General features: G+C 63.2%; 20 protein-coding genes. 13 read left to right on the forward strand and 7 right to left on the reverse strand.

The genetic code is table 11. From position 1 onward, the window contains the following. Positions 1-8 precede the first annotated feature (8 nt). Genes LSO07_RS23270 through LSO07_RS23310 form a run of 9 tightly spaced genes read left to right on the forward strand, consistent with a single transcriptional unit; the run spans position 9 to position 8,450 of the window. Entirely contained in the window at positions 9-287 is a 279-nt protein-coding gene (locus LSO07_RS23270; RefSeq protein WP_034787014.1) for a hypothetical protein, read from the forward strand. A gap of 46 nt (positions 288-333) precedes the next feature. Continuing rightward, positions 334-1,884 carry a Tad domain-containing protein gene (locus LSO07_RS23275; protein ID WP_151096679.1) on the forward strand — a complete coding sequence of 517 codons (1,551 nt, stop codon included), beginning with the start codon at positions 334-336 and terminating at the stop codon, positions 1,882-1,884. A 7-nt stretch (positions 1,885-1,891) separates the two neighbouring features. Then, positions 1,892-2,359, forward strand: coding sequence for a TadE/TadG family type IV pilus assembly protein (locus LSO07_RS23280; RefSeq protein ID WP_034787020.1), 468 nt, complete (start codon positions 1,892-1,894; stop codon positions 2,357-2,359). A 10-nt stretch (positions 2,360-2,369) separates the two neighbouring features. Next, the gene (locus tag LSO07_RS23285; RefSeq protein WP_099388799.1) at positions 2,370-2,888 is read left to right on the forward strand and encodes a TadE/TadG family type IV pilus assembly protein; all 519 of its coding nucleotides are present in this window, start codon (positions 2,370-2,372) and stop codon (positions 2,886-2,888) included. A 22-nt stretch (positions 2,889-2,910) separates the two neighbouring features. Beyond that, on the forward strand, positions 2,911-4,062 hold the full coding sequence (locus LSO07_RS23290; RefSeq protein ID WP_151096680.1) for an AAA family ATPase: 1,152 nt from the start codon (positions 2,911-2,913) through the stop codon (positions 4,060-4,062). A 38-nt stretch (positions 4,063-4,100) separates the two neighbouring features. Further along, a complete protein-coding gene (locus LSO07_RS23295; protein WP_034787023.1) occupies positions 4,101-5,468 on the forward strand; it encodes a CpaF family protein in 1,368 nt (455 codons plus the stop codon). 10 nt (positions 5,469-5,478) lie between these two features. Then, the gene (locus LSO07_RS23300) at positions 5,479-6,453 is read left to right on the forward strand and encodes a type II secretion system F family protein (RefSeq protein WP_151096681.1); all 975 of its coding nucleotides are present in this window, start codon (positions 5,479-5,481) and stop codon (positions 6,451-6,453) included. Between the two features lie 19 nt (positions 6,454-6,472). Further along, the gene (locus LSO07_RS23305) at positions 6,473-7,420 is read left to right on the forward strand and encodes a type II secretion system F family protein (RefSeq protein ID WP_151096682.1); all 948 of its coding nucleotides are present in this window, start codon (positions 6,473-6,475) and stop codon (positions 7,418-7,420) included. Between the two features lie 13 nt (positions 7,421-7,433). Next, the gene (locus tag LSO07_RS23310; protein ID WP_151096683.1) at positions 7,434-8,450 is read left to right on the forward strand and encodes a LytR C-terminal domain-containing protein; all 1,017 of its coding nucleotides are present in this window, start codon (positions 7,434-7,436) and stop codon (positions 8,448-8,450) included. 26 nt (positions 8,451-8,476) lie between these two features. Here LSO07_RS23310 and LSO07_RS23315 read toward each other — a convergent pair whose 3' ends face one another. From LSO07_RS23315 to edd, 3 genes are all read right to left on the reverse strand, one after another. Next, positions 8,477-8,989: a type IV secretion protein Rhs gene (locus LSO07_RS23315; RefSeq protein WP_151096685.1), complete on the reverse strand. Its 513-nt coding sequence runs from the start codon at positions 8,987-8,989 to the stop codon at positions 8,477-8,479. A 61-nt stretch (positions 8,990-9,050) separates the two neighbouring features. Continuing rightward, complete coding sequence (gene eda / locus LSO07_RS23320; protein ID WP_070260457.1) at positions 9,051-9,680, reverse strand: bifunctional 4-hydroxy-2-oxoglutarate aldolase/2-dehydro-3-deoxy-phosphogluconate aldolase; 630 nt, start codon at positions 9,678-9,680, stop codon at positions 9,051-9,053. Between the two features lie 3 nt (positions 9,681-9,683). Continuing rightward, positions 9,684-11,597 carry a phosphogluconate dehydratase gene (edd, locus tag LSO07_RS23325; protein ID WP_070281272.1) on the reverse strand — a complete coding sequence of 638 codons (1,914 nt, stop codon included), beginning with the start codon at positions 11,595-11,597 and terminating at the stop codon, positions 9,684-9,686. Between the two features lie 334 nt (positions 11,598-11,931). Here edd and pgi point away from each other — a divergent pair, with 334 nt between their 5' ends. Together pgi and LSO07_RS23335 are read left to right on the forward strand one after the other, a co-directional pair. Next, positions 11,932-13,596 carry a glucose-6-phosphate isomerase gene (gene pgi, locus LSO07_RS23330; RefSeq protein WP_151096686.1) on the forward strand — a complete coding sequence of 555 codons (1,665 nt, stop codon included), beginning with the start codon at positions 11,932-11,934 and terminating at the stop codon, positions 13,594-13,596. 9 nt (positions 13,597-13,605) lie between these two features. Then, positions 13,606-14,502, forward strand: a complete 897-nt coding sequence (locus tag LSO07_RS23335; RefSeq protein WP_151096688.1) for an SMP-30/gluconolactonase/LRE family protein — start codon at positions 13,606-13,608, stop codon at positions 14,500-14,502. A gap of 171 nt (positions 14,503-14,673) precedes the next feature. Here LSO07_RS23335 and LSO07_RS23340 read toward each other — a convergent pair whose 3' ends face one another. Beyond that, positions 14,674-15,627 carry a chemotaxis protein gene (locus LSO07_RS23340; RefSeq protein WP_070281275.1) on the reverse strand — a complete coding sequence of 318 codons (954 nt, stop codon included), beginning with the start codon at positions 15,625-15,627 and terminating at the stop codon, positions 14,674-14,676. Between the two features lie 561 nt (positions 15,628-16,188). On the opposite strand from LSO07_RS23340, the gene zwf reads away from it, so the two are divergent. Together zwf and LSO07_RS23350 are read left to right on the forward strand one after the other, a co-directional pair. Then, positions 16,189-17,661, forward strand: a complete 1,473-nt coding sequence (gene zwf / locus LSO07_RS23345; protein WP_070260463.1) for a glucose-6-phosphate dehydrogenase — start codon at positions 16,189-16,191, stop codon at positions 17,659-17,661. Between the two features lie 111 nt (positions 17,662-17,772). Next, positions 17,773-18,627, forward strand: a complete 855-nt coding sequence (locus LSO07_RS23350) for an SIS domain-containing protein (RefSeq protein ID WP_034750862.1) — start codon at positions 17,773-17,775, stop codon at positions 18,625-18,627. Positions 18,628-18,677: 50 nt separating this feature from the next. Here LSO07_RS23350 and LSO07_RS23355 read toward each other — a convergent pair whose 3' ends face one another. Genes LSO07_RS23355 through LSO07_RS23365 form a run of 3 tightly spaced genes read right to left on the reverse strand, consistent with a single transcriptional unit; the run spans position 18,678 to position 21,791 of the window. Continuing rightward, a complete protein-coding gene (locus LSO07_RS23355) occupies positions 18,678-19,133 on the reverse strand; it encodes a DUF3304 domain-containing protein (RefSeq protein ID WP_151096689.1) in 456 nt (151 codons plus the stop codon). Positions 19,134-19,168: 35 nt separating this feature from the next. Further along, the gene (locus LSO07_RS23360) at positions 19,169-21,403 is read right to left on the reverse strand and encodes a phospholipase effector Tle1 domain-containing protein (protein WP_225317399.1); all 2,235 of its coding nucleotides are present in this window, start codon (positions 21,401-21,403) and stop codon (positions 19,169-19,171) included. Further along, positions 21,339-21,791, reverse strand: a complete 453-nt coding sequence (locus LSO07_RS23365) for a DUF3304 domain-containing protein (protein ID WP_151096691.1) — start codon at positions 21,789-21,791, stop codon at positions 21,339-21,341. The genes LSO07_RS23360 and LSO07_RS23365 overlap by 65 nt, the downstream gene beginning before the upstream one ends. Position 21,792 lies beyond the last annotated feature (1 nt).

Below are 21,792 nucleotides of genomic sequence, written 5' to 3' on the forward strand. Positions count from 1 at the left end.
AGAACACCATGAAAACCGCACATCGCCTGCCTTGCGCCGCCCTGTTCTGCCTGCTGGCCGGCTGCGCCGCCACCACCACGCCCGTGCTCGATTCGCACTTTGGCGAATCGGTGGCCCTGCTCAAGGCGCAGCAGATCATGTATCCGGACGCCTACCGCAATGCCAACCCGGTCAGCGGCATCGACGGCAAGGCCGGCGTCAGCGCCTACCAGCGCTACCAGAAATCGTTTGCGGCGCCGGAACCGCAACCGAATGTCTTCACCATCGGCGTGGGCGGACGCCAGTAGGCGCCAGTCCAGCGATGCACTTTTCCCAGGCCACCAGGAGACAGCCATGAACACCACATTTCGCAGGCACGACAAGCAGCAGGGCGCGATCGCCATCGTGCTGGGGCTGACCCTGGTGGTGCTGTTCGCCATGGGCGGCCTGGTGCTGGATCTGGGCCACCTGTACATCGCCAAGACGGAGCTGCAGAACGGCGCCGACAGCGCCGCCCTGGCCGGCGCCGTGGAACTCAACCAAAGCGCCACCGGCATCGACAACGCGCAGGCCAAGGCCATCGCCATCGCGCAAAAGAACCGCTACGACTTTTCCACCACGCTGACCCTGACGGCCGCCAACATCAGTTTCGGCCCCAGCCCCGACGGGCCGTGGTCTTCCGGCGCCAGCGCCCGCACCAGCCCCCAGGGCCAGACCTTCATCCGCGTCGACACGGGCAGCAAGACCTTCGCCACCTACCTGATGGGCATCGCCGGCATCGCCAGCACCAGTACCTCGGGCGTGGCCGTGGCGGGCCGCTTCGTCAACGACGTCACGCCGATCGGCGTGTGCGCCGTCGATCCGGCCAACAAGACGGCGCAATACACGTATCCGGCCGCGCCGGCCGGCACGGGCCTGACGGAACTGCTGGAATTCGGCTTCCGCCGCGGCGTCACCTACAACCTGTTCGGCCTCAATCCGCTGGGCGGCCCGTCCGACCCCTACCTGATCAACCCCGTCGACGCCCCGCCCGGCAGCTGCAGCGCGTCGCATTCGAGCGCCGCCTCCACCGCGCCATTCATGTGCACGGGCAGCAGCGCCGTCATCACCAGCGGCACGGGCCAGGTCTACACGAACACGGGCCTGTCGGCCTCGCTGGCCGCCTCGCTCAATTCGCGCTTCGACGATTACGGCGGACCCTCCGTGTGCGACCCCGCGACGGCGCCGCCCGATACCAATATCAAGGAATTTCCCTGCGTAGGCGGCGCGTCGCCCTGCGCCGCCACCGCCGCCAACTCGCCGCCCACCGGCTGGATGCAGCCGGGCGCCAGCACCCTGCCCAGCCAGCAGCCCGTCAGCCTGTCCGGCAACAAGCCGAATTACCAGCTGCCGTCGGCCGGCCCCGTCCCCGCGCCCTCGGCCACGTTCGCCCAGTTCGCCGGCTACGGCGTGCTGTGGTCCTACGGCCCTGCCTACCAAAGCAATGGCGCCACTCCGGCCAAGGCCGGCACGGCGTACAGCGTCGCGGACGCCAACGCCAACCCCATGTACAGCACGGCCAAGGCGAATTACTTCGACACGGCCAGCTACCCCGTCAGCCCAGGCGCAGGCTTTCCTGCCAGTACGCCGCCTTCGCCGTACAACCAGACCAGCGGCCCCACGTTCCAGGCGCCCTCGGCCGCCCATCCGGGCCAGCGCAACCGGCGCATCCTCAACGTGGTGCTGGTCGACTGCCGCACGGCGCCAGTGGGGCCGGCTTCGTGCGGCGTCATGAATGCGGTGGGCATCGGCAAATTCTTCATGACGATGAAGGCCGATTTCAGCGGCGGCACCAAGCGCCTCGACGTCGAGTTCGCGGGCCTGATCGAGCCCGTGCCGAATTCCGAAATCAAACTCTACAAGTGAGGCGGCCATGCGCATCCACCTTTCCCCCCTCAGGCAGCGCGGCGGCGCCGCCGTCGAATTCGGCATCGTGCTGGCCCTGCTGATCACCCTGCTGGCGGGCATCTTCGGCTTCGGTCGCGCCTTCTGGTACTACGACGCGCTGACCAAGGCCACGCGCGATGCGGCGCGCAACATGTCCGTCAAGGCCAAGGCCGGCATCGCATCGCAGGGCGTGCCTGCCGCCAAACAGACGGTCGTCGATGCGGCCACCAGCGCCGGCATCAGCGGCTTCACCACGGCCAATGTGACGGTCACCTGCCTGGATGCGGCGTTCAACGACAGCAGCTGCACCGATGGCACGGCGCCGGGCGGCATCCGCGTCGAAGTCGTCAACTACACGCTGTCGGTGGGCCAGTACCTGCCCTTCGTGATCGGCGCGGCCAGCAGCTATGCCACGCCGCTCTCGCCGCGCACCACCATGCGCTACATGCTGTAAGGAGAACGCCATGCGCCACCGCCTTTCATCGTCTCCTCCAGCCGGCCGCCAACGCGGCGCCGCCGCCGTCGAATTCGCCCTGGTGGCACTGCTGTTTTTCACCCTGCTGTTCGGCATCCTCGAATTTGGCCGCATGCTGTACCTGTACAACACGGTGCAGGAAGTGAGCCGCCGCGCCGCGCGCGAGGCGGTAGTGCGCTGGATCGACCAGACGGACACCGTCAAGACGCTGGCCCTGTTCGGCGGCACAGCCCTGCCTGCCGCGCCGGAACTGACGGCCGCCAACATCACCATCCGCTACCTGAACAAGAGCGGCGCCGAAGTGACCTTGCCGCCGCTCGATCCGGGCGACAACCTGTCGGCCTGCGGCGACATCACGCGCACGGCAAGCTGCATCGACAGCGTGCGTGTGTCGATCGACAACGTCAGCTATACGCCGATGGTCAGCCTGTTCGGTTTTCTCAATATCGCCGTGCCAGCCTCGGTCGTGGTCATGCACGCCGAAAGCCTGGGCTTCCAGATCAACTGAACGCCATTACCGGGAGTACCAAGTGAATATCGTCATCGTCTCGAAGAATGAAGCCCAGCTCAAGCGGCTCACCCGCTTGCTGCGCGAACGCAGCGCGGCCGACCGCGTCGCGCTGCTGGCGAGCATACCGGATGTATTCGACAACGGCGCCACGCCGGACTTGCTGCTGCTGGAGCAGGAGCAGGCGGGCGAGACGGAGCTGGAGCGGCTCGAACTGCTGGGCGGGCGCCATCCGAACCTGGCCATCATCGTGCAATGTCCGCAGCAAAGTCCGCAATTCCTGCTGCGCGCGATGCGCGCCGGCGTGCGCGAAGTGCTGCTGCCGGACGACGACGCGTCCCTGTGCGCCGCGCTGCGCCGCATCGAGGACAAGCTGCAAAAGCAGGTCACGCGCAAGGGCCAGGTGCTGGCCTTCGTCTCGTGCAAGGGCGGCAGCGGCGCCACCTTCATCGCCGCCAACCTCGGCTACGCGCTGGCCGCCGGCGAACAGCGCAAGGTGGCGCTGTTCGACCTGAACCTGCAGTTCGGCGACGCCGCCCTGTTCGTCTCGGACCACAAGCCGGCCACCACCCTGTCGCAGCTGTCGCAGCAGATCGTGCGCCTCGACGCCTCGCTGCTGACCGCCAGCATGATCCAGATCACGCCCGCCTATAGCGTGCTGGCCGCCGCCGACGATCCCGCCCATGCGGCCGACGTCGAGGCGGACCATATCGACCGCTTGCTGACCCTGGCGCGCAGCCAGTACGACTACATCCTGCTCGACGTGGGACGCGGCCTCGACCCCGTCAGCGTGCGCGCGCTGGACCGGGCCGACCTGATCTTCCCCGTGCTGCAAGCCACCTTGCCGTATGTGCGCGACGGCAAGCGCCTGCTCGACGTATTCCGCGGCCTCGGCTACCGTGAAGACAAGATCCGCCTGATCCTGAACCGCTATGCCAGCAGCGACAGCATCCGCGTGGCCGATCTGGAAACGGCGTATGGCAAGCACGTCTACAAATCCATCCCCAACCACTACGAGGCGGTGGCGGCCTCCGTCAGCCAGGGCGTGCCCATCCTCAAGCTGGCGTCGCACAATTCCGTCTCGCGCGCCCTGCAAGAACTGGCCGCCAGCCTGGCCGGCGAAACCCCGCCCGCCGCGCAAGGCTGGGTTTCGCGGCTGCTGGCGCGTGCCTGAGGTTCCAACCAGATCCCCCCATACACCGGAGACCGACCATGACTGCCGAAAAACTCACCCTGCGGGACCGCCTGGGCTATGCCCAGGATGACGCCAGCCTGAATGACGATGCCGCGCACCAGGGCGCATCGAGCCAGAGCTACCAGCAACTCAAGCACCGTACCCACCAGGCGCTGCTCGACCGCGTCGACCTGGAAGGCATGCAGCGCCTGTCGCGCGAGCAGATCCGCGAAGAGCTGAAAATCCTCGTCAGCGACGTGCTCACGGAAGACAATGTGGTGATCAACGAGCTGGAACGGCGCTCGCTGATCCGTGACATCCAGGACGAGGTGCTGGGCTTCGGCCCGCTCGAACCGCTGCTCGCCGATCCCGGCGTGTCCGACATCCTCGTCAACACCTACCGCCAGGTGTATGTCGAGCGCCACGGCCGCCTGGAGCTGAGCGACATCTGCTTTACCGACGACGCCCACCTGATGAAGATCATCGACAAGATCGTCTCGCGCGTGGGCCGGCGCATCGATGAATCGAGCCCCATGGTCGATGCGCGCCTGCCCGACGGTTCGCGCGTCAACGCCATCATCCCGCCGCTGGCCATCGACGGTCCCGTGATGTCGATCCGCCGCTTCTCGGCCCAGCCCCTGCGCCTGGCCGACCTGATGCTCAAGCACAGCCTGACGGAAGAAATGAGCACCACCCTGCAGGCGCTGGGCAAGGCCAAGGTCAACATCCTGATCTCGGGCGGCACGGGCAGCGGCAAGACCACCATGCTCAATGCGATTTCCGGCTTCATCAGCACGGCCGAACGCATCGTCACCATCGAGGACGCGGCCGAACTGCAGATGCAGCAGCCGCACGTGGTGCGCCTGGAAACGCGGCCCGCGAACATCGAGGGCAAGGGCGAAGTGACGCAGCGGGCGCTGGTGCGCAACGCGCTGCGCATGCGCCCCGACCGCATCATCCTGGGCGAGGTGCGCGGCGCCGAGGCGCTCGACATGCTGGGCGCCATGAACACGGGCCACGAAGGCTCGATGGCCACCATCCATGCGAACACCCCGCGCGACGCGCTGACGCGGCTGGAAAACATGATCAGCATGGCCTCGGCGGGCCTGCCCGTGAAGGCCATGCGCCAGCAGATCAGTTCCGCCGTCAGCGTGGTGGTGCAGGTGGCGCGCCTGACGGATGGCAAGCGCAAGATCATTTCGATCCAGGAAATCACGGGCATGGAAGGCGAGATGATCACCATGCAGGAAATCTTCACCTTCCGCCAGACGGGCATCGGCGAGGACGGCACGGTGCAGGGACATTTCCATGCCAGCGGCGTGCGGCCGCACTTCCTGGAACGCCTGCGCGCCTTCGGCATCAGCCTGCCGGAAACCCTGTTCGATCCCGCCCGCCAGTACCATTAAGGGGAGCATCATGGACTATCTCTATTACGTATTCGCCATCCTCACCTTCATCGCCGTGGTGCTGCTGATCGAGGGGGTGTACCTGGCGTGGAACACCTCGCGCGGCCCGGAAGCGGAAAGGGTCGCGCGCCGCCTGCGCATCATGTCGGCCGGTGCGCATGGCGACACGGGCAGCTCGATGATCAAGAAGCGCCTGCTGAGCGACACCCCGGCCCTGCAGCGCCTGCTGCTCAGCGTGCCCCGCGTGCATGCGCTAGACCGCCTGCTGGAGCAATCGGGGCTGACCTGGAGCGTGGCCAGCTTCGCCGGCGTGATGCTGGCCACGGCCGGCGGCGCGTTTTTGCTGCTCAGCTACTTCGGCGTGCCGTGGATGCTGCGCCTGCCGCTGGTGGCTGGCGCGGCCCTGCTGCCGCTGCTGGTGGTCTTGCGCGCCAAGGCCAAGCGCCTGCAGCGCATCGAACAGCAATTGCCCGATGCGCTCGACCTGATGGCGCGCGCCCTGCGCGCCGGCCACGCCTTCCCCACCGCCCTGAAAATGGTCGGCGATGAAATGAACGCGCCGCTGGCCGTGGAATTTCGCGCCACCTTCGACGAAGTCAATTTCGGCATCGCCATGCAGGACGCCCTGATGAACCTGGCCACGCGCGTGCCCAGCACGGACTTGCGCTACTTCGTCATCGCCGTGCTGATCCAGCGCGAAACGGGCGGCAACCTGGCCGAGCTGCTCGACAGCATCAGCCGCATCATCCGCGAGCGCATCAAGCTGCTGGGACAGGTGCGCGTGCTGTCGGCCGAAGGCAGGCTGTCGGCCTGGATCCTGTCGCTGCTGCCCTTCGGCGCGGCGGCCATGATCCACCTGACCAATCCGCAATTCCTGGAAATGCTGTTTGTCGACCCGGGCGGACGCAAGATGCTCGTCGGCGCCCTGCTGCTGATGGTGTGCGGCGTCCTTGTCATGCGCAATATCATCCGCATCCGTGTCTGAGCCCGCAAGGAGAACCCTCATGAACCCCGTCCATTTTGCCTTTCTCGCCCTGCTCTTCATTGCCGTCTTCGGCACCGTGCTGGTGGCCATGCGCAGCTTTGCCCCCGATCCCTTGCGCCAGCGCATGGACAACGCCACCGGCAAGAACGCGGCGGCGCCTGGCGCATCGGGGCCCAGCCCATGGCTGGCGCGCATGGTGCGCCTGAGCGGTCCGCTGGCCAAACTGTCGCTGCCCGACCAGGGCTGGGAAGGGTCCGTGATGCGCCGACGCTTCATGAATGCCGGCCTGCGCCAGGCATCGGCGCCCATCCTGTTCTTTTCCGCCAAGACCATGCTGGCCATCGGCCTGCCCCTGCTGCTGTTCCTGGGCCTGAGCGCGTCGGGCAGCCAGATGGCGGGCAAGGCATTGCTGTTCTGGCTGCTGATCGTGGCCGCCATCGGCTACTACCTGCCCAATATTGTCCTGGCACAAATGATCAAGCGGCGCCAGCGCGATATCTTTGAAAGCTTTCCCGATGCGCTGGACTTGATGACGGTGTGCGTGGAAGCGGGCCTGGCCATGGATGCCGCGCTGGCCCGGGTGGCCGCGGAGATCGCCCTGAAAAGCACCGTGCTGGCCGAGGAATTGCACCTGGTGATGCTGGAACTGCGCGCCGGCAACACCAAGGAGCGGGCCCTGCGCAACCTGGCCCTGCGCACGGGCGTCGAGGATGTCGACGCGCTGGTGGCCATGCTGATCCAGGCCGAACGCTTCGGCACCAGCATCGCAGCCTCGCTGCGCGTGCAGTCGGACCAGTTGCGCACCAAGCGCCGCCAGATGGCCGAGGAAGAAGCGGCGAAGATCGCCCTCAAGCTGCTGTTCCCGCTGATCTTTTTCATCTTCCCTTCGCTGCTGGTCGTCTTGATGGGACCAGCCTTCCTGCAAATCTACCGCGTGCTCCTGCCCAGCATGGGCAGCGGCAGCTGACCGGAGAACCGCCATGTCACAGCACACCACCCTGATGCTCATGCTCGCCTGCGCCGGCCTGCTGCCCGCCTGCGGCCACCTGCCCGGCCCGGCCAGCCAGGGCAGCCATGTTGCGCCACCCCAGGCGCGCATCGATGACAGCCCCGCCACCCGCACTGCCGCGTTCTGCAAGCTGGGCAAGCGCATGCTGGAACTGGGCGACCCGCGCGCCGCGCTGGCCGCCTACCGCGAAGCCCTGCTGCTTGAGCCCGACTCGGCCGATGCGCGCAATGGCGCCGCCGTGCTGCACGCGCAGCTGGGCCAGCTGGAAACGGCCCGCAGCATGCTGCAGGCACTGGCGCTGCAAACGCCGACGGCCAGGACCTACAACAATCTCGGCTACGTGCTGTACCTGCAGGGTGAGTATGCCCAGGCGGCCGACGCGCTGCGCCAGTCGCTACAGCTCGACAACGGCCAGCAGCCGGCGCGCGCCAACCTGGACCTGGCCATCGCGGCGCTGGCGCGCAGCATCGGCACAGTCGATGCCACCGCGGAGACCATCGCGCCCGACCTGGCGCCCGCGCCCATGCCAGCGGCGCCGGCCAGCCGCTTGCAGCTGACGCAATTGCAGCCGAATATCTTTGCGCTGAGCTGGCGCGACGCGCCCGTGGCGGCGCAAGCCGCGCCAGCGGCTATCCCCGCCCTGGCCAAGCCGGCGATGCCGCTGCCACGGCTGGAAGTCATCAACGGCAATGGCGAAACGGGGATGGCAGCGCGCATGCGCGGCATGCTGGGCGGCATGGGCGTCAGCGTGCTGCGACTGGGCAACCAGCGGCCGTACGGCATCCAGGCCAGCAGCATCGTCTACCGTCCCGGCCACGCCGAGGCAGCGGCCGCCCTGGCCCTGGCGTTGGGCGGCATGCCGCAACTGCAGGCGGCAGGCGACAGCGGCATCGGCGCGGGCGCCGACCTGCGTTTATTGCTGGGCAAGGATGCGGCGGCCAGCCTGCGCGCGCCGGACGTGCGCCTGGCATCGAACACGGCACCGTAGCAGTGGCATCAGCGGCGGCGTCAGCGTCAGCGTGGCAGCAGGCGGCGGTCGGCAGGGTTGATCAGGAAGCCCTGCAGGATATCCTGCAGCTGCGGCAGTTTCGCCACGTAGGCGGGAATGCCCAGCTGGCGCGCGCCGAAGTAGTGGGCGATGATGTCGCCCTGCTGCTCCATGTTGAAGTCGGACAGGACGCCGCCAGCCTGCGCATCGTAGCGGTAGGCGCGCTGCCCGATGTAGCCGCCGCGCAGCGCGAGCAGCACGCCATGCAGCAGCACGCCGTAGCCGAGCTGGTACTGCCACACGTGCACCATCTCGTGGATGAAGAACAGCTTGCCGCTGTGGCCTTCGCGGGAAAAATCGTCGCGGTACTGGGCCGGCATGAAGTGCAGGCTGCCGCGCGGCGTCATGGCCGTGTTCTGGTCCTGCAAGCCAAACGGAAGAAAGGAGCCGCGCACGACGCGCACGCGCGCGTAGTCGATGGCGCCCTGGAAGACGCTGCGGGCCATGGCGGTTTCGCCGATGGTGAGGGGACGGCGCAAAACTCGCATGAGAGAAAGAAATAAAGCGCGGCAAGCGGGAAGCCTGCCGCGCCGGAGCCGCTTACGCTGAACGCAGGCCGCTGGCCGCTTTCGCGATTTCCGTGATGCGGTCCCAGTTGCCGGCCGCGATCGCGTCTTTCGGCGTCAGCCACGAGCCGCCCACGCAGGCGACGTTCTTGCACGCCAGGAACTGCGACGCCGTCTCTTGCGAGATGCCGCCCGTCGGGCAGAACGTGATGTCCGGCAGCGGGCCGTAAATCGCGTTGAGCATGCCGATGCCGCCCGCCGGCACGGCCGGGAACAGTTTCAGCTGCTGGAAGCCGTTTTCACGCGCCGCCATCACTTCGCCTGGCGTCATCACGCCTGGCAGCAACGGCAGGCCGCTGCTTTTCGCCGCCGCCACCAGGGCGGAAGTCAGGCCTGGCGAGACGCCGAACACGGCGCCCGCATCGCGCGCCTGCGCGAATTCCTCGGGACGGGTCAAGGTACCGACGCCGACGATGGCGCCCGGCACTGCCGACATGGCGCGGATCGCTTCGAGGCCGTGCTTGGTGCGCAGGGTCACTTCCAGCACGCGGATGCCGCCCGCCACCAGCGCGCGCGCCAGCGGTACGGCGTGTTCAGGATCGTCGATCGCAATCACGGGGATCACGCTCGAAGTGCGCATAATTTCCAGTAGTGTCATGGTCATCTCTTATTTCCTAGCCAAAAAGTCTTCATCGGAACCCGGTACGGTATCACCGACATTGTCGGCGTCGTGCAAGGCGACGGTGGTGGGAATCGGCGACGGCAGGCCGAAGGTGGTGGCACCCTCTTCCGCCGCGCTGACGGTGGAACGGAACATGGAAAACAGCTCGCGGCCCATGCCGACGTGGTTCGGCGACAAATCGGCCGTGACCAGCGAACGGGCGTGCCAGACATCGGCTGGCACCAGCGCTTCCAATACGCCGGTGAACGCGTCGAGACGGATGATGTCGCCGTCGCGCACCAGGCCCAGCGGGCCGCCGGCGAGAATCTCCGGCGAGACGTGGATGGCGGCCGGCACCTTGCCCGATGCGCCCGACATGCGGCCATCGGTGACCAGCGCCACGTGGCGGCCCGCATCCTGCAGGTTGGCCAGCGCCGGGGTCAGCGCATGCAGTTCCGGCATGCCGTTGGCGCGCGGTCCCTGGAAGCGCAGCACGGCGACGAAGTCGCGGTCCAGGGTGCCCGCCTTGTAGGCGGCCATGAAATCTTCCTGCGAATTGAACACCAGCGCCGGCGCTTCCACCGTGCGGTGCTGCGGCTTGACGGCCGAGACCTTCATCACGGCGCGGCCCAGGTTACCTGCGACCAATACCATGCCGCCGTCCGGCGCGAACGGGTTCGAGGCGGGACGCAGCACGTTTTCGTCGGCGCTGGTGGCTGGTGCATCTTTCCAGAAAACCTTGCCGTCTTCGCCGAGGAACGGCTCCATGCAGTGGGCGCGCAAGCCGTGGCCCAGGATGGTGTTGACGTCGTCGTGCAGCAAGCCCGCGTCCAGCAATTCGCGGATCAGATAGCCCGTGCCGCCGGCTGCGTGGAAATGGTTCACGTCGGCGTCGCCGTTCGGGTAGATGCGCGTGAGCATCGGCACGATGGCCGACAGTTCATTGAAATCGTTCCAGTCGATGACGATGCCGGCCGCCTTGGCGATGGCCACCAGGTGCAGGGTGTGGTTGGTCGAACCGCCCGTGGCCAGCAAGCCCACGACGGCGTTGACGATACATTTCTCGTCGACGATATGGCCGACCGGCAAGTAACTGGCGCTTTGCGCCGTGATGACGGCGGCGCGCTGGGCGGCCGCTCTTGTGAGCGCATCGCGCAGCGGGGTATTCGGCGTGATGAAGGCGGCGCCCGGCAAGTGCAGGCCCATCACTTCCATCAGCATCTGGTTGCTGTTCGCGGTACCGTAGAAGGTACAGGTGCCGGCGCCGTGGTAGGCTTTCGATTCGCCTTCGAGCAAGTCTTCACGCGTGGCCTTGCCTTGCGCATACAGCTGGCGCACCTTGGCTTTTTCCTGGTTCGACAAGCCCGACGTCATCGGACCGGCCGGCACGAAGACGGCTGGCAAATGGCCGAAGTGCAGCGCGCCGATCAACAGGCCCGGCACGATCTTGTCGCACACGCCCAGGTACAGGGCCGAGTCGAACATATTGTGCGACAGCGCCACGGCCGTCGACATGGCGATGGTGTCGCGCGAGAACAGCGACAGTTCCATGCCCGGCTGGCCTTGCGTCACGCCATCGCACATGGCGGGCACGCCGCCGGCGAACTGGGCCACGGCGCCTACTTCGCGCACGGCTTGCTTGATGATCTGCGGGAAGCCTTCAAACGGCTGGTGCGCCGACAGCATGTCGTTGTACGAGGAAACGATGGCCACGGAAGGCTTCTTGTATTCCTTCAGCGACAGCTTGTCGTTAGCAGGAAAGGCGGCAAAGCCGTGCGCCAGGTTGGTGCACGACAGGGCGCCGCGCTGCACGCCCTGGATGCGGGCAGCATCCAGATGCGCCAGGTAGGCGCCGCGCGATGGCCGGCTGCGCGCGATGATGCGCGCTGTTACGGATTCGACTACTGGATGCAGCGCCATATGGATTTCCTTAAAAATGAGTATTTCGTGAAATTTTACTACAAAATGGTCGCGCAGAAGCACTCTTGCAGTGGCCAGTGGCAGAAATAATCCATTTTTCCACGACCTTTCAAGGCAAAACAACAGCGTGCCACGCCCACTCGTCTTGCTTGCCTATCTATTGCAGCACGGATAAAACGCTGAAAAAACGCTGAAAATGCCATGCGCCTGCACAAACTGTAGTGAAATTACGTTTTTCTGATGTATTATTCTCATACCAATGCCAGATCCGCTGTTCGCCATCACGAACGCGCCGCGCCCCTTTCAACCGAGACAAGCACCCAAGCCGACCGCCATGCGCCAGCCAGCACCTACTCCTGCCATCACCGCCACCGCCAGTTTCCAGTCCCTGCAAGCACATGGCGCCAGCCTGCGCGACGTGCATCTGCGCCAGCTGTTCGCGGCCGACCCCGCGCGTTTCTCGACGATGACGGTCGATGCGGCCGGCCTGCTGCTCGATTACTCGAAGAACCGTGTCGACGCCACCGCCATGCGTCTGCTGATGGACCTGGCCCGCGAGCGCGGCGTGGAAGCGCAGCGCGAAGCCATGTTCACTGGCGAGAAAATCAATCTTACCGAACATCGGGCCGTTCTGCATACCGCCTTGCGCGCGCCACGCGGCACCAAACTGGTGGTCGACGGCCAGGATATCGATACCGACGTGCAAGATGTGCTGCAACGCGTCAAGGCGTTTACGGACAAGGTGCGCAATGGCAGCTGGCTCGGCTACACGGGCAAGCCGATTTGCGACATCGTCAACATCGGCATCGGCGGCTCGGACCTTGGCCCGAAAATGGCTTGCCTGGCCCTGCGCTCGTATGCCAACCCGGGCCTGGAAATGCACTTTGTTTCCAACGTCGACGGCCACGACATGGAAGCGACCCTGTCGAAAGTCGATCCGGAAACGACCCTGTTCATCGTGGCCTCGAAAACCTTCGTTACGGCCGAAACCATGCTCAACGCCAACACGGCGCGCGCCTGGTTCCTGCTCGAAGGCGAAGAAACCGACTTGGCCAAGCATTTTGTGGCCGTCTCGACCAACACGCAAGCCATCGTCGACTTCGGCATTTCGCCGGACAACATGTTCCCGTTCTGGGACTGGGTCGGCGGCCGTTACTCCGTCTGGTCGTCGATCGGCCTGGCCGTGGCCCTGTCCGTCGGCTTTGAATACTTCAGCGATTTCCTCGCCGGCGCGCATGCGATGGACCAGCACTTCCGCCAGGCGCCGCTGGAACAGAACATGCCCGTCGTGCTGGCCATGGTGGGCTTCTGGAACCGCCAGTTCCTCGATTGCGGCTCCGTTTCCATCGCGCCCTACCACCAGGACTTGAGCCGCTTTGCCGCCTATTTGCAACAGCTGGACATGGAAAGCAACGGCAAGAGCGTCACCAAGGATGGCGTGCCCGTCGACGTGCCGACCGGCCCCGTCATCTGGGGCGACTGCGGCACGAATGCGCAGCATGCGTACTTCCAGCTGCTGCACCAGGGCACGGACATCACGCCCATCGATTTCATCGCCGCCCTGCGCGCCACGCACGATTTACCGGGCCACCACGACGCCCTGCTGGCGAACTGCTTTGCCCAGTCGGAAGCCTTCATGACGGGCAAGACGGGCGATGAGGTGCGTCTTGATCTGCAGGCGCAAGGCTTGCCGGACAGCGAGATCGAGGCGCTGGTGCCGCACAAGACCTTCCCCGGCAACCGTCCCAGCAACACCATTTTGATGGACCAGCTGACTCCGACCACCCTGGGCGCCCTGATCGCGCTGTACGAACACAAGACCTTCGTGCAGGGCGTCTTGTGGAACGTCAACAGTTTCGACCAGTGGGGCGTGGAACTGGGCAAGGTACTGGCCAAGAAAATCCAGGCCGAACTGACGGGCGAAGCCCGTCCCGACCACCACGACAGCTCGACCAATGGCTTGATTGCGCTGGCTAAAGCTGCAAAAGCCGCATACTAAAAGAGATAGATGAATATTTACGAAATTAAAGTAGTGAGCGACAAACCCATGCAAGTGGGCGAATGCCCGCTATGGCATGGCAAGGAAGCGGCCCTGTACTGGGTCGACATCGATGGCCGCGCCGTGCACCGCTTGCACCCCGCCAGCGGCAAGCATGACCAGTGGAGCATGCCGACGGAACCATCGGCGCTGGCCATCAACGCGGGCGGCGGCCTGATCGTGGCCTTGCGCAGCGGTTTTGCCCATCTCGACACGAAGACGGGCAGCCTGGCGGAAATCGCCCCGGCGCCGTTCGACATGGCCACCACGCGCTTCAACGATGGCAAGGTCGACCCGGCAGGCCGTTTCTGGGTCGGCACGATTTTCGAGCCGCGCAACGCCGATGCGGCGGAAATGTTCGTGCTGGAAAAGGGACAAGTGCGCAAGGTCTGGTCGGGCGGCATGACCGTCTCGAACGGCCTGGGCTTTTCCCCCGACAAGCGCACCATGTATCACTCGGATACCACCACGCACCGCATCGACCGCTTCGATTTCGATGCGGCCAGCGGAGCCATTTCCGCGCCGCAGCCGTTCCAGCGTTTTTCCATGGACAAGAAAGCTGCGGACTATGGCGGGCGCCCCGATGGCGCGGCCGTCGACAGCGAAGGCAATTACTGGTCGGCCATGTTTGAAGGCGGCAAGATCTTGCGCTTCGCCCCCGATGGCCAACTGCTGGGCGAAATTACCGTGCCCGTGCGCTGCCCCACCATGGTGACGTTTGGCGGCCCCGACCTGCGCACCCTGTACATCACCAGCGCCAGCCACAACCGCTCGGCCGAGGAAATTGCCAACTACCCTTTGAGCGGCCACGTGCTGTCCGTGCGCGTGGACGTGGCAGGCCAGCCGGAGACGGCCTACCAGGCGTAATCGTTTCAAACATGAAAAAGCGCCGGCACCTGCGAGGGTCCGGCGCTTTTTTTACGCTCACGTAGGTCGGATTAGCGGGGCAAGGCCCCGCGTAATCCGACAACAGTGTTGTCCATGGTGGCGTCGGATGACGCGGCGTACGCCGCTAATCCGACCTACGGTTGCTTCAGCTTACCGCGCCAATACTTTACGGATCGTCTCGGCCAATTCGGCCGCCACAAACTTGGCCACATAACCATCGGCACCCACGCCCTTGACGTGGTCTTCGTTGGTCGAGCCCGTCAGCGACGAGTGGATCACCACGGGGATGTTGGCGAAGCGGCCATCGTTCTTGATGTTGCGCGTCAGGGTAAAGCCATCCATTTCCGGCATTTCCAGGTCGGTCAGCACCAGCGCCACCTTGTCTTTCGCCGTCTTGCCTTCCGTGGCCGCCTGGGCCGAGATGGCCTGCAGGCGTTCCCACGCTTCCTTGCCCGTCTTGGTCATGATGAAAGGCACGCCCATCGCTTCGAGGCCCTTTTCGATCAGCGAACGGGCCAGCGAGGAATCGTCGGCCGCGAGGATCACGGCGCCGGCAGGCAAGCGCACTTGCGGGCCGATGCTGTTCTCGTCCACGTCCGGGTCGCCCGACGGCAGCACGTTGCGCAGGATTTGCTCCACGTCCAGCACTTGCGCCAGGCGCGTCTTGTCCGTATCGCCATCGAGGCGCGCGATGCTGGTGACGAGACCGCCGCCGACGCTCGATTCGGCCGACAGCACCTGGTTCCATTCCAGGCGCACGATTTCATCGACCTCTTCCACGGCAAACGCCTGTGTCGAGCGAGCAAATTCGGTCACCATCAGTATCTTCAAGCCATTGCTCTTGCAGCCGACCGCCATCGGCAAGTCGATCACGGGCACGATCTGGCCACGGATATTGACCACGCCCAGCATGTGCGGGTGCGAACCGGCCACGGCCGTAATGGCCGGCATTTCCATGATTTCACGGACTTTGAACACATTGATGCCGAATAGTTCGCGGCTGGTCGAGTGATCACTGGTGCCCAGCTTGAACAGGAACAGTTCGAATTTGTTATTGCCTGTCAGGCTGGTGCGTTCATCGACATCTTGCTGCATTGAATTCATTGTGTCCCCTTGAGCCGTCTTGTAAAGTTAAGTCGCCTGCCCTGATGCTGCGGACAGTGCGGACTGCACGTCGCATGGACGTCGGATGGCGGGTTCGGGGCATGGCCGGCGCTAGCGGTGCAGTGTATATCGTACAATTTCTTACAACCAATAGTTGCTATCGATTCGAGCTTGAATTATACGGTTTTTTACTTTCTTCAAAGCTACTTTACGCTGCCAACAGCGATCCTGACAGCATTTCTTGATTTGCTTGTTGCTACAGCGCAAATGATGACGGAGAGAACTAGAAATTTCCCTGGCAACCATGGTTGCTTTGAAAAGGCTATGAAAAGCAGGACACCGCGCCGGCACCGGCGAACGGCATATAATGGCCATGCCGGCGCCGCTGGCGGGCATACCGGGCAAAATGGCGACGGCAGGGGCTGGAATGTAGTAAAATTTCTTGCAATTGCCTGTTCTACGTAGTAAATTTACACCACCGATTATAGTAGCGACAGACTGGCACTTCCGGTCGGTTTCCTCCCCGCTCCGGCCCTTTTACTTTTGCGACGACACTCACTTATGGCACTTACCGATTTTGACCTGGTCCTGTTTGGCGGCAGCGGCGATTTAGCAATGCGCAAATTGTTGCCTGCGATGTATGCGCGCGACGTCGCGAACGATTTGCCGCCGACGGCGCGCATCATCTGCGTGGGCCGCCAGGACAGCGGCCAGGATGCCTTCCTGAAAATGGTGGAAAGCAACTCGCGTCCCCACATCAAGGCCAGCACCCTGAATGCCGCCACCTGGAGCAAATTCTGCGCGCGCATCGTGTATGTGTCGCTCAACGCCAGCGATGCGGCCACGTATGCGCCGCTGGTCGAAGCGCTGCGCGGCGATGCCGACCTGACGCGCGTGTATTACCTGGCGACGCCGCCGCATCTGTTCGCTCTCATCTGCGACAACCTGGAAGACAACGGCCTGGTGACGCCGAACTCGCGCGTGGTGCTGGAAAAGCCGCTGGGCCGCGACCTGGCCAGCGCCAAGCAGATCAATGCCGAAGTGGGCAAGGTTTTCCAGGAATCGCAGATCTACCGTATCGACCATTACCTGGGCAAGGAAACCGTGCAGAACTTGCTGGCCCTGCGCTTCGGCAATATCCTGTTCGAACCGCTGTGGCGCCGCGAGTGGATTTCCGACGTGCAGATCACCATCGCCGAGAAACTGGGCGTGGGCAACCGCATGGGTTACTACGACACCTCGGGCGCGCTGCGCGACATGCTGCAAAACCACTTGCTGCAACTGCTGTGCATCGTCGCCATGGAACCGCCGACCTCGATCGCGCCGGACGCCGTGCGCGATGAAAAGCTGCAAGTGCTGCGCTCGCTGAAAAAATTCACGCCCACCACCCTGGCGCAGAACATCGTACGCGGCCAGTACCGCGCCGGCCACGTCGATGGCGCCACCGTGCCGAGCTACCGCGACGAGCCGGATGCGCCGGAACATTCGCGCACCGAAACCTTCGTTGCGCTGAAGGCAGAAATCGACACCTGGCGCTGGGCCGGCGTGCCGTTCTACTTGCGCACGGGCAAGCGCATGGCCGACAGCCTGGCCGAGATCGTCGTGCGCTTCAAGCAGATTCCGCACTCGATCTTCAACCAGCCCACATCGAGCTTCCAGCCGAACTGCCTGGTGATCCGTTTGCAGCCGGACGAAGGCTTGCGCATGAACCTGATGGCGAAAACCCCGGGCGACGGCATGCGTCTGAAACCGGCGGAACTGGAACTCGATTTCCGCGAATCGTTCAAGACCCCGCGCATGGACGCCTACGAGCGTTTGCTGCTCGACGTCCTGCGCGGCCAGCTGACCCTGTTCATGCGCGGCGACGAACTGGAAGCGGCCTGGGAATGGGTCGAGCCGATTCTCGACAACTGGGAACAGAACGACAGCGCGCCGATTCCGTACACGGCCGGTACCTGGGGCCCCGCAGCCGCCAGCGCCCTGATCGGCCGCGACGGCTTGCAGTGGCGTGAAGAGGCGCTTCCTGAAGACTAGTTTGGAAGCGCAAGGAGTCTGGCCTTGCAAGGCCAGACCGTTACGCAGGCGTGGAGCGGTGCTCCACGAAACCCCTGCTTCACCCCTGCCAGAAGATAGAAGACTAATTTAATGCTGCTTGACTCCATCCGCACCCAGCTCGATTCGCTCTCCAAGTCGGAGAAGAAGGTCGCGCTGGCCGTGCTTGACCAGCCTAACCAGACGGTTAGCCAGAACATCACGGCGCTGGCGAAAAGCGCGCAGGTGTCGGAACCGACCGTGGTGCGCTTTTGCCGCACCCTGGGTTATGACGGCTGGCATGAATTCAAGCTGAAGCTGGCGCAGGGCCTGGCCCTGGCCATGCCGGGCGCAAACGAACAGCCGGCGCAGGACGACCTGGCGGCCGACCTGGTGAATAAAATCTGCAGCCGCTCGATCAACACCCTGCTCGACCTGCGCAACAACCTGAACCCGGAAGCGATCCAGCGCGCGCTCGACATCCTGTCGCGCGCCAGCAAGATCGAATTCTATGGCCAGGGCACGTCGGGCATCGTGGCGGCCGACGCCCAGCACAAGTTCTTCCGCTCGGGCGTGCCGACGGTGGCCTACAGCGACCCGAACATCCACAGTATCGCGGCGGCCCTGCTGCGCGGCGGCGACTGCCTGGTAGCCATCTCGCAGCGCGGCAACAGCCCCGCCCTGGTCCGCTCCGTGAAACTGGCGCGCCGCGGCGGCGCCGACGTCGTCGTGCTGGCCCCATCGGGCACGCCGCTGGCCGACCTGGCGACCGTGCTGATCCCGATCGACCTGGTCTTCAATACCGACCCCTACACCCCGATTTCCGCCCGCCTGGCCTACCTGGTGGTGATCGATGTGCTGGCCGTGGGCCTGGCCCTGCAACGTGGCCCGGAGTTCCGCAAGAAGATGCAGAATGCACAGAAGGCGCTGCAGGAATTCGACATGCAGTTCGATTCCTTCATCGGCTGATCCTCCATCGGCGCCAGCCTCGCTGGAGCTTCTCCTTTGCGCGACAGGCATCAAGGCATATCGGCAGGTTTTCCCGAATGGAGAATAGGATGCGTTTTTGCACGTCCGCCTGCATTTGACACGACAACCCTCACCCCGTCATCGGGGAAGAAATGCATATAGATATCCCCGGGCTCATCGTATTTCTCCACTTCCACCATTTTTTCTTTGATAACGTCGGTATGCCCCTCAGGCATATTCCACCGCACCAGGACTTTCATTCCCGGATACCACACACGAGGAATGGATGTGCAGCAAATATTGGCAAGTCCCGCCCCCCATCTGGCCATATTCCCCCCTCCAGCCCCGTCAACCGACGCGGAGTAAATGAAATTCCCGGTATGGTTCACAATACCCACCTGCGCCGTCGCGGTAGGACTTGGGCCGGCTTCCTCAACCTGCCTGGCCTTGAACGCGCAGCCGCTCAGCAGCAAGGTAGCGCCAAGATAAATAATCCATTTCATCATTTTCCTTTCGGCTCCAGCCGTGCAGAACTCACGCCCTATGCGAGCGCCTCGACCCGGCTTGCGTAGCGCTGCTGCGCCAGGTAAATTTCTTCATCGACTTTGGCTTGCGCAATATCCTGTGTTAAGTTGTCGCTCCATACGAATTCTTCGGGTACTTCTTTTGCCTTGATGCCGGCCGTCGGCATGCGTTGCAGCTCGTTTTCGTGCACGCTTTTCCGGAAGAAGCCGCTTTGCGGATAATAGCCTCGGCGCAAGATATAGCCGCCACCCTCGCGACGCGTATAGGTTTGCGTGGTGATCACCGCGCTGCGCATGGCGGCGCTGTCGGCATCCGTACGGATTGGGTAGGGCGTGCCATACTGCGCTTCCTTGACCAGTGCTTCCTCATCCGGCGTCAATGCTTCGCCATTCTTCTGCTTCAGTTGCGCGGCTTCCGTCTTCCGGCTGAGCTCATACGCGCGTTTATAAAAGCCGTCTTCAGGCGGTTTATTGGCGAACGAGGCGATCTTGGCCCGCTTGTCGTATTCCGTCACTTCGCCCGCCATATAAAAGCCGGCAAGGGAATCATGTACATAATCGTCAAAAAACCGCATCACTTCGAGCGGTAGCGGTTTGGGGTGATCGAATATATCGAGCGCCCATGCTTCCCATTCATCCAGGGGCGTGTGATTTTGGGCGCGATAGTATTGCCAGTGATTGATGCGCGCAATATCCCGGGCGCTGAACGGTTTCTCCTCATCACCATGGCGAAAGGCCTTGCGCGCGCGCAACGCTTCCAGATCGCCTGCCAGCAAGCGGTTGTAGGAACCTAGATCCTCGCGCTCCTGCGCGCTGGCTGCCTTGAAGCTGGCCGTGGCTTCCAAGGTCTTGACGCGCACGGCGCGCCAGCGGTAATACAGCTCCATATGCTTGCTCAGCAAGGCGCCTTGCTTGTTAAGCTCGGCGGTATATGCTTCCCATGCCTTGGCAAGCTCTTGACTGACCTGAAAATCATCTCGGTCCGTTGCCTCCAGTTCACTGAACGGTATCAAGGGCACGCCCTTGATACGGGCCTCCTTGAACATATGTGCCAGCGGGATTTGCGACAGCAAGGCCGCTTGTCCGCCACGCCCCTTTCCCTGCTCGCCCGGACCATAGCCGCCTCCCACGTCCGAGTGCACACCAGGAAAATATACTTCCTCGATCTTCCCTGTCAGGCGCGTGACGGGAAAATTCATGCGCTGCTCATGCGTGGCAATGCAATGCAAGCCTGCCTGAACGCAGGGAGGCAGCGGCTTGAGCAATTCGTTAGCCCAGGCCCAATGGCCATCGAACATCGCGCCGGGTGCGATCGTGGTTTTCGCTACAGACGCCGAGCTGCCCACGGTTGCCACCGTGTCAAAGACGCCAAGAAAATCGATGCTGACGGGGATGCCGGCAAACTTCTGCACCTCACCTTCACCCTGCGTGAGCAAATCGGCAAACAGCTGGCAGAACGCCACCGCCTCGGCAGCGCCCCGCGAAAAACCGAACACGGACAGGGTCAGCGATGGAATATTCGGCTTGGGTTGTGCCGCGATCGCGACTTTTAACTTTTCGATATGCTCAGCGAACCAGTCCGAGTGGGTCATGAAGCGCTCTCTGCCGGTTGAGGGATGCGGCACCTTTTTGTGACCTACGGCATTATCATAAGTGCGGGCAAGTTCGCCAGCCTCATCTGATTCATACAGCAACTTACCAACAAGAGTCCGATGAACTGCATTTAAAACCTGCAACAACCCCCATATAATACGCGGTTGCCCTCCTTTGGCAAAAGCCTTCCCCTCGTCCGATTCAGTCAATTCACCAATTTCCTTAAATGGCGTTCCCACGCCAGGAATATAATATCGGAAATAACCGGCACCCCGCTTATCAGATGGAAAACTGGAAAATAGACGCGCCACATTGCTATGACTGGCATCATTGGCGTCTACCACGACATTATTTATTGGAATTGGCTTCTTTGTTTTCGGGTCGAGCACGCCTGTTCTAACCCCATTTCTATCGCGCTCCAGGTTATTATTGGTTCCATCAAAGAAAAGCCCAACCCTCACTGGAATACTGCACGGCGCGCTATCTTTCTTATCACATGCCTCCTTCGCAATTTTTGATTGTTCTTTCGTCGACGGATTTAAAAAAATATCTACGGGAAACGGCGCGGAATGGGGAGTTTCACTGATCATGATATCAAGGAATATTGGCAGGTTTTCCGGAATGAAGAATAGGATGATTTTTACTATCGCCGTCCACATTTGACACAACCACTCTCACCTCGTCATTGGGAAAAAAATGCATATAGATATCCCCTGGTCTATCATATTTTTCCACTTCCACCATTTTTTCTTTGACAATATGCGTATGTTCTTCCGGCATATCCCACCGCACCCGAACCATCATTCCCGGATACCACACTCTCGGGATAGAGGTGCAACAGATTTCTGCCCCCCCCGCTCCCCATCTGGCCATATTGGCACCTCCTGCCCCATCCACTGATGCGGAATAAATATACTTCCCCGTATGGTTGACAATACCCACCTGCGCCGTCGCGGTAGGACTTGGGCCGGCTTGCTCAACCTGCCTTGCCTTGAGGGCACAACCGCTCAGCAGCAAGGCGGCGCCAAGATACATAATCCATTTCATG

Source organism: Janthinobacterium sp. PLB04, from assembly GCF_021165895.1.
Lineage (GTDB): Bacteria > Pseudomonadota > Gammaproteobacteria > Burkholderiales > Burkholderiaceae_D > Janthinobacterium > Janthinobacterium lividum.

Coding starts and splice junctions, on each gene's coding strand:
- LSO07_RS23310 (WP_151096683.1), top strand. CDS start 7,434: ATGTCACAGCACACCACCCTGATGCTCATGCTCGCCTGCGCCGGCCTG.
- LSO07_RS23360 (WP_225317399.1), bottom strand. CDS start 21,403: ATGTGGACGGCGATAGTAAAAATCATCCTATTCTTCATTCCGGAAAAC.
- LSO07_RS23305 (WP_151096682.1), top strand. CDS start 6,473: ATGAACCCCGTCCATTTTGCCTTTCTCGCCCTGCTCTTCATTGCCGTC.
- edd (WP_070281272.1), bottom strand. CDS start 11,597: ATGGCGCTGCATCCAGTAGTCGAATCCGTAACAGCGCGCATCATCGCG.
- LSO07_RS23285 (WP_099388799.1), top strand. CDS start 2,370: ATGCGCCACCGCCTTTCATCGTCTCCTCCAGCCGGCCGCCAACGCGGC.
- LSO07_RS23280 (WP_034787020.1), top strand. CDS start 1,892: ATGCGCATCCACCTTTCCCCCCTCAGGCAGCGCGGCGGCGCCGCCGTC.
- pgi (WP_151096686.1), top strand. CDS start 11,932: ATGCGCCAGCCAGCACCTACTCCTGCCATCACCGCCACCGCCAGTTTC.
- eda (WP_070260457.1), bottom strand. CDS start 9,680: ATGACCATGACACTACTGGAAATTATGCGCACTTCGAGCGTGATCCCC.
- LSO07_RS23335 (WP_151096688.1), top strand. CDS start 13,606: ATGAATATTTACGAAATTAAAGTAGTGAGCGACAAACCCATGCAAGTG.
- LSO07_RS23355 (WP_151096689.1), bottom strand. CDS start 19,133: ATGATGAAATGGATTATTTATCTTGGCGCTACCTTGCTGCTGAGCGGC.
- LSO07_RS23300 (WP_151096681.1), top strand. CDS start 5,479: ATGGACTATCTCTATTACGTATTCGCCATCCTCACCTTCATCGCCGTG.
- zwf (WP_070260463.1), top strand. CDS start 16,189: ATGGCACTTACCGATTTTGACCTGGTCCTGTTTGGCGGCAGCGGCGAT.
- LSO07_RS23340 (WP_070281275.1), bottom strand. CDS start 15,627: ATGAATTCAATGCAGCAAGATGTCGATGAACGCACCAGCCTGACAGGC.
- LSO07_RS23270 (WP_034787014.1), top strand. CDS start 9: ATGAAAACCGCACATCGCCTGCCTTGCGCCGCCCTGTTCTGCCTGCTG.
- LSO07_RS23350 (WP_034750862.1), top strand. CDS start 17,773: ATGCTGCTTGACTCCATCCGCACCCAGCTCGATTCGCTCTCCAAGTCG.
- LSO07_RS23295 (WP_034787023.1), top strand. CDS start 4,101: ATGACTGCCGAAAAACTCACCCTGCGGGACCGCCTGGGCTATGCCCAG.
- LSO07_RS23275 (WP_151096679.1), top strand. CDS start 334: ATGAACACCACATTTCGCAGGCACGACAAGCAGCAGGGCGCGATCGCC.
- LSO07_RS23365 (WP_151096691.1), bottom strand. CDS start 21,791: ATGAAATGGATTATGTATCTTGGCGCCGCCTTGCTGCTGAGCGGTTGT.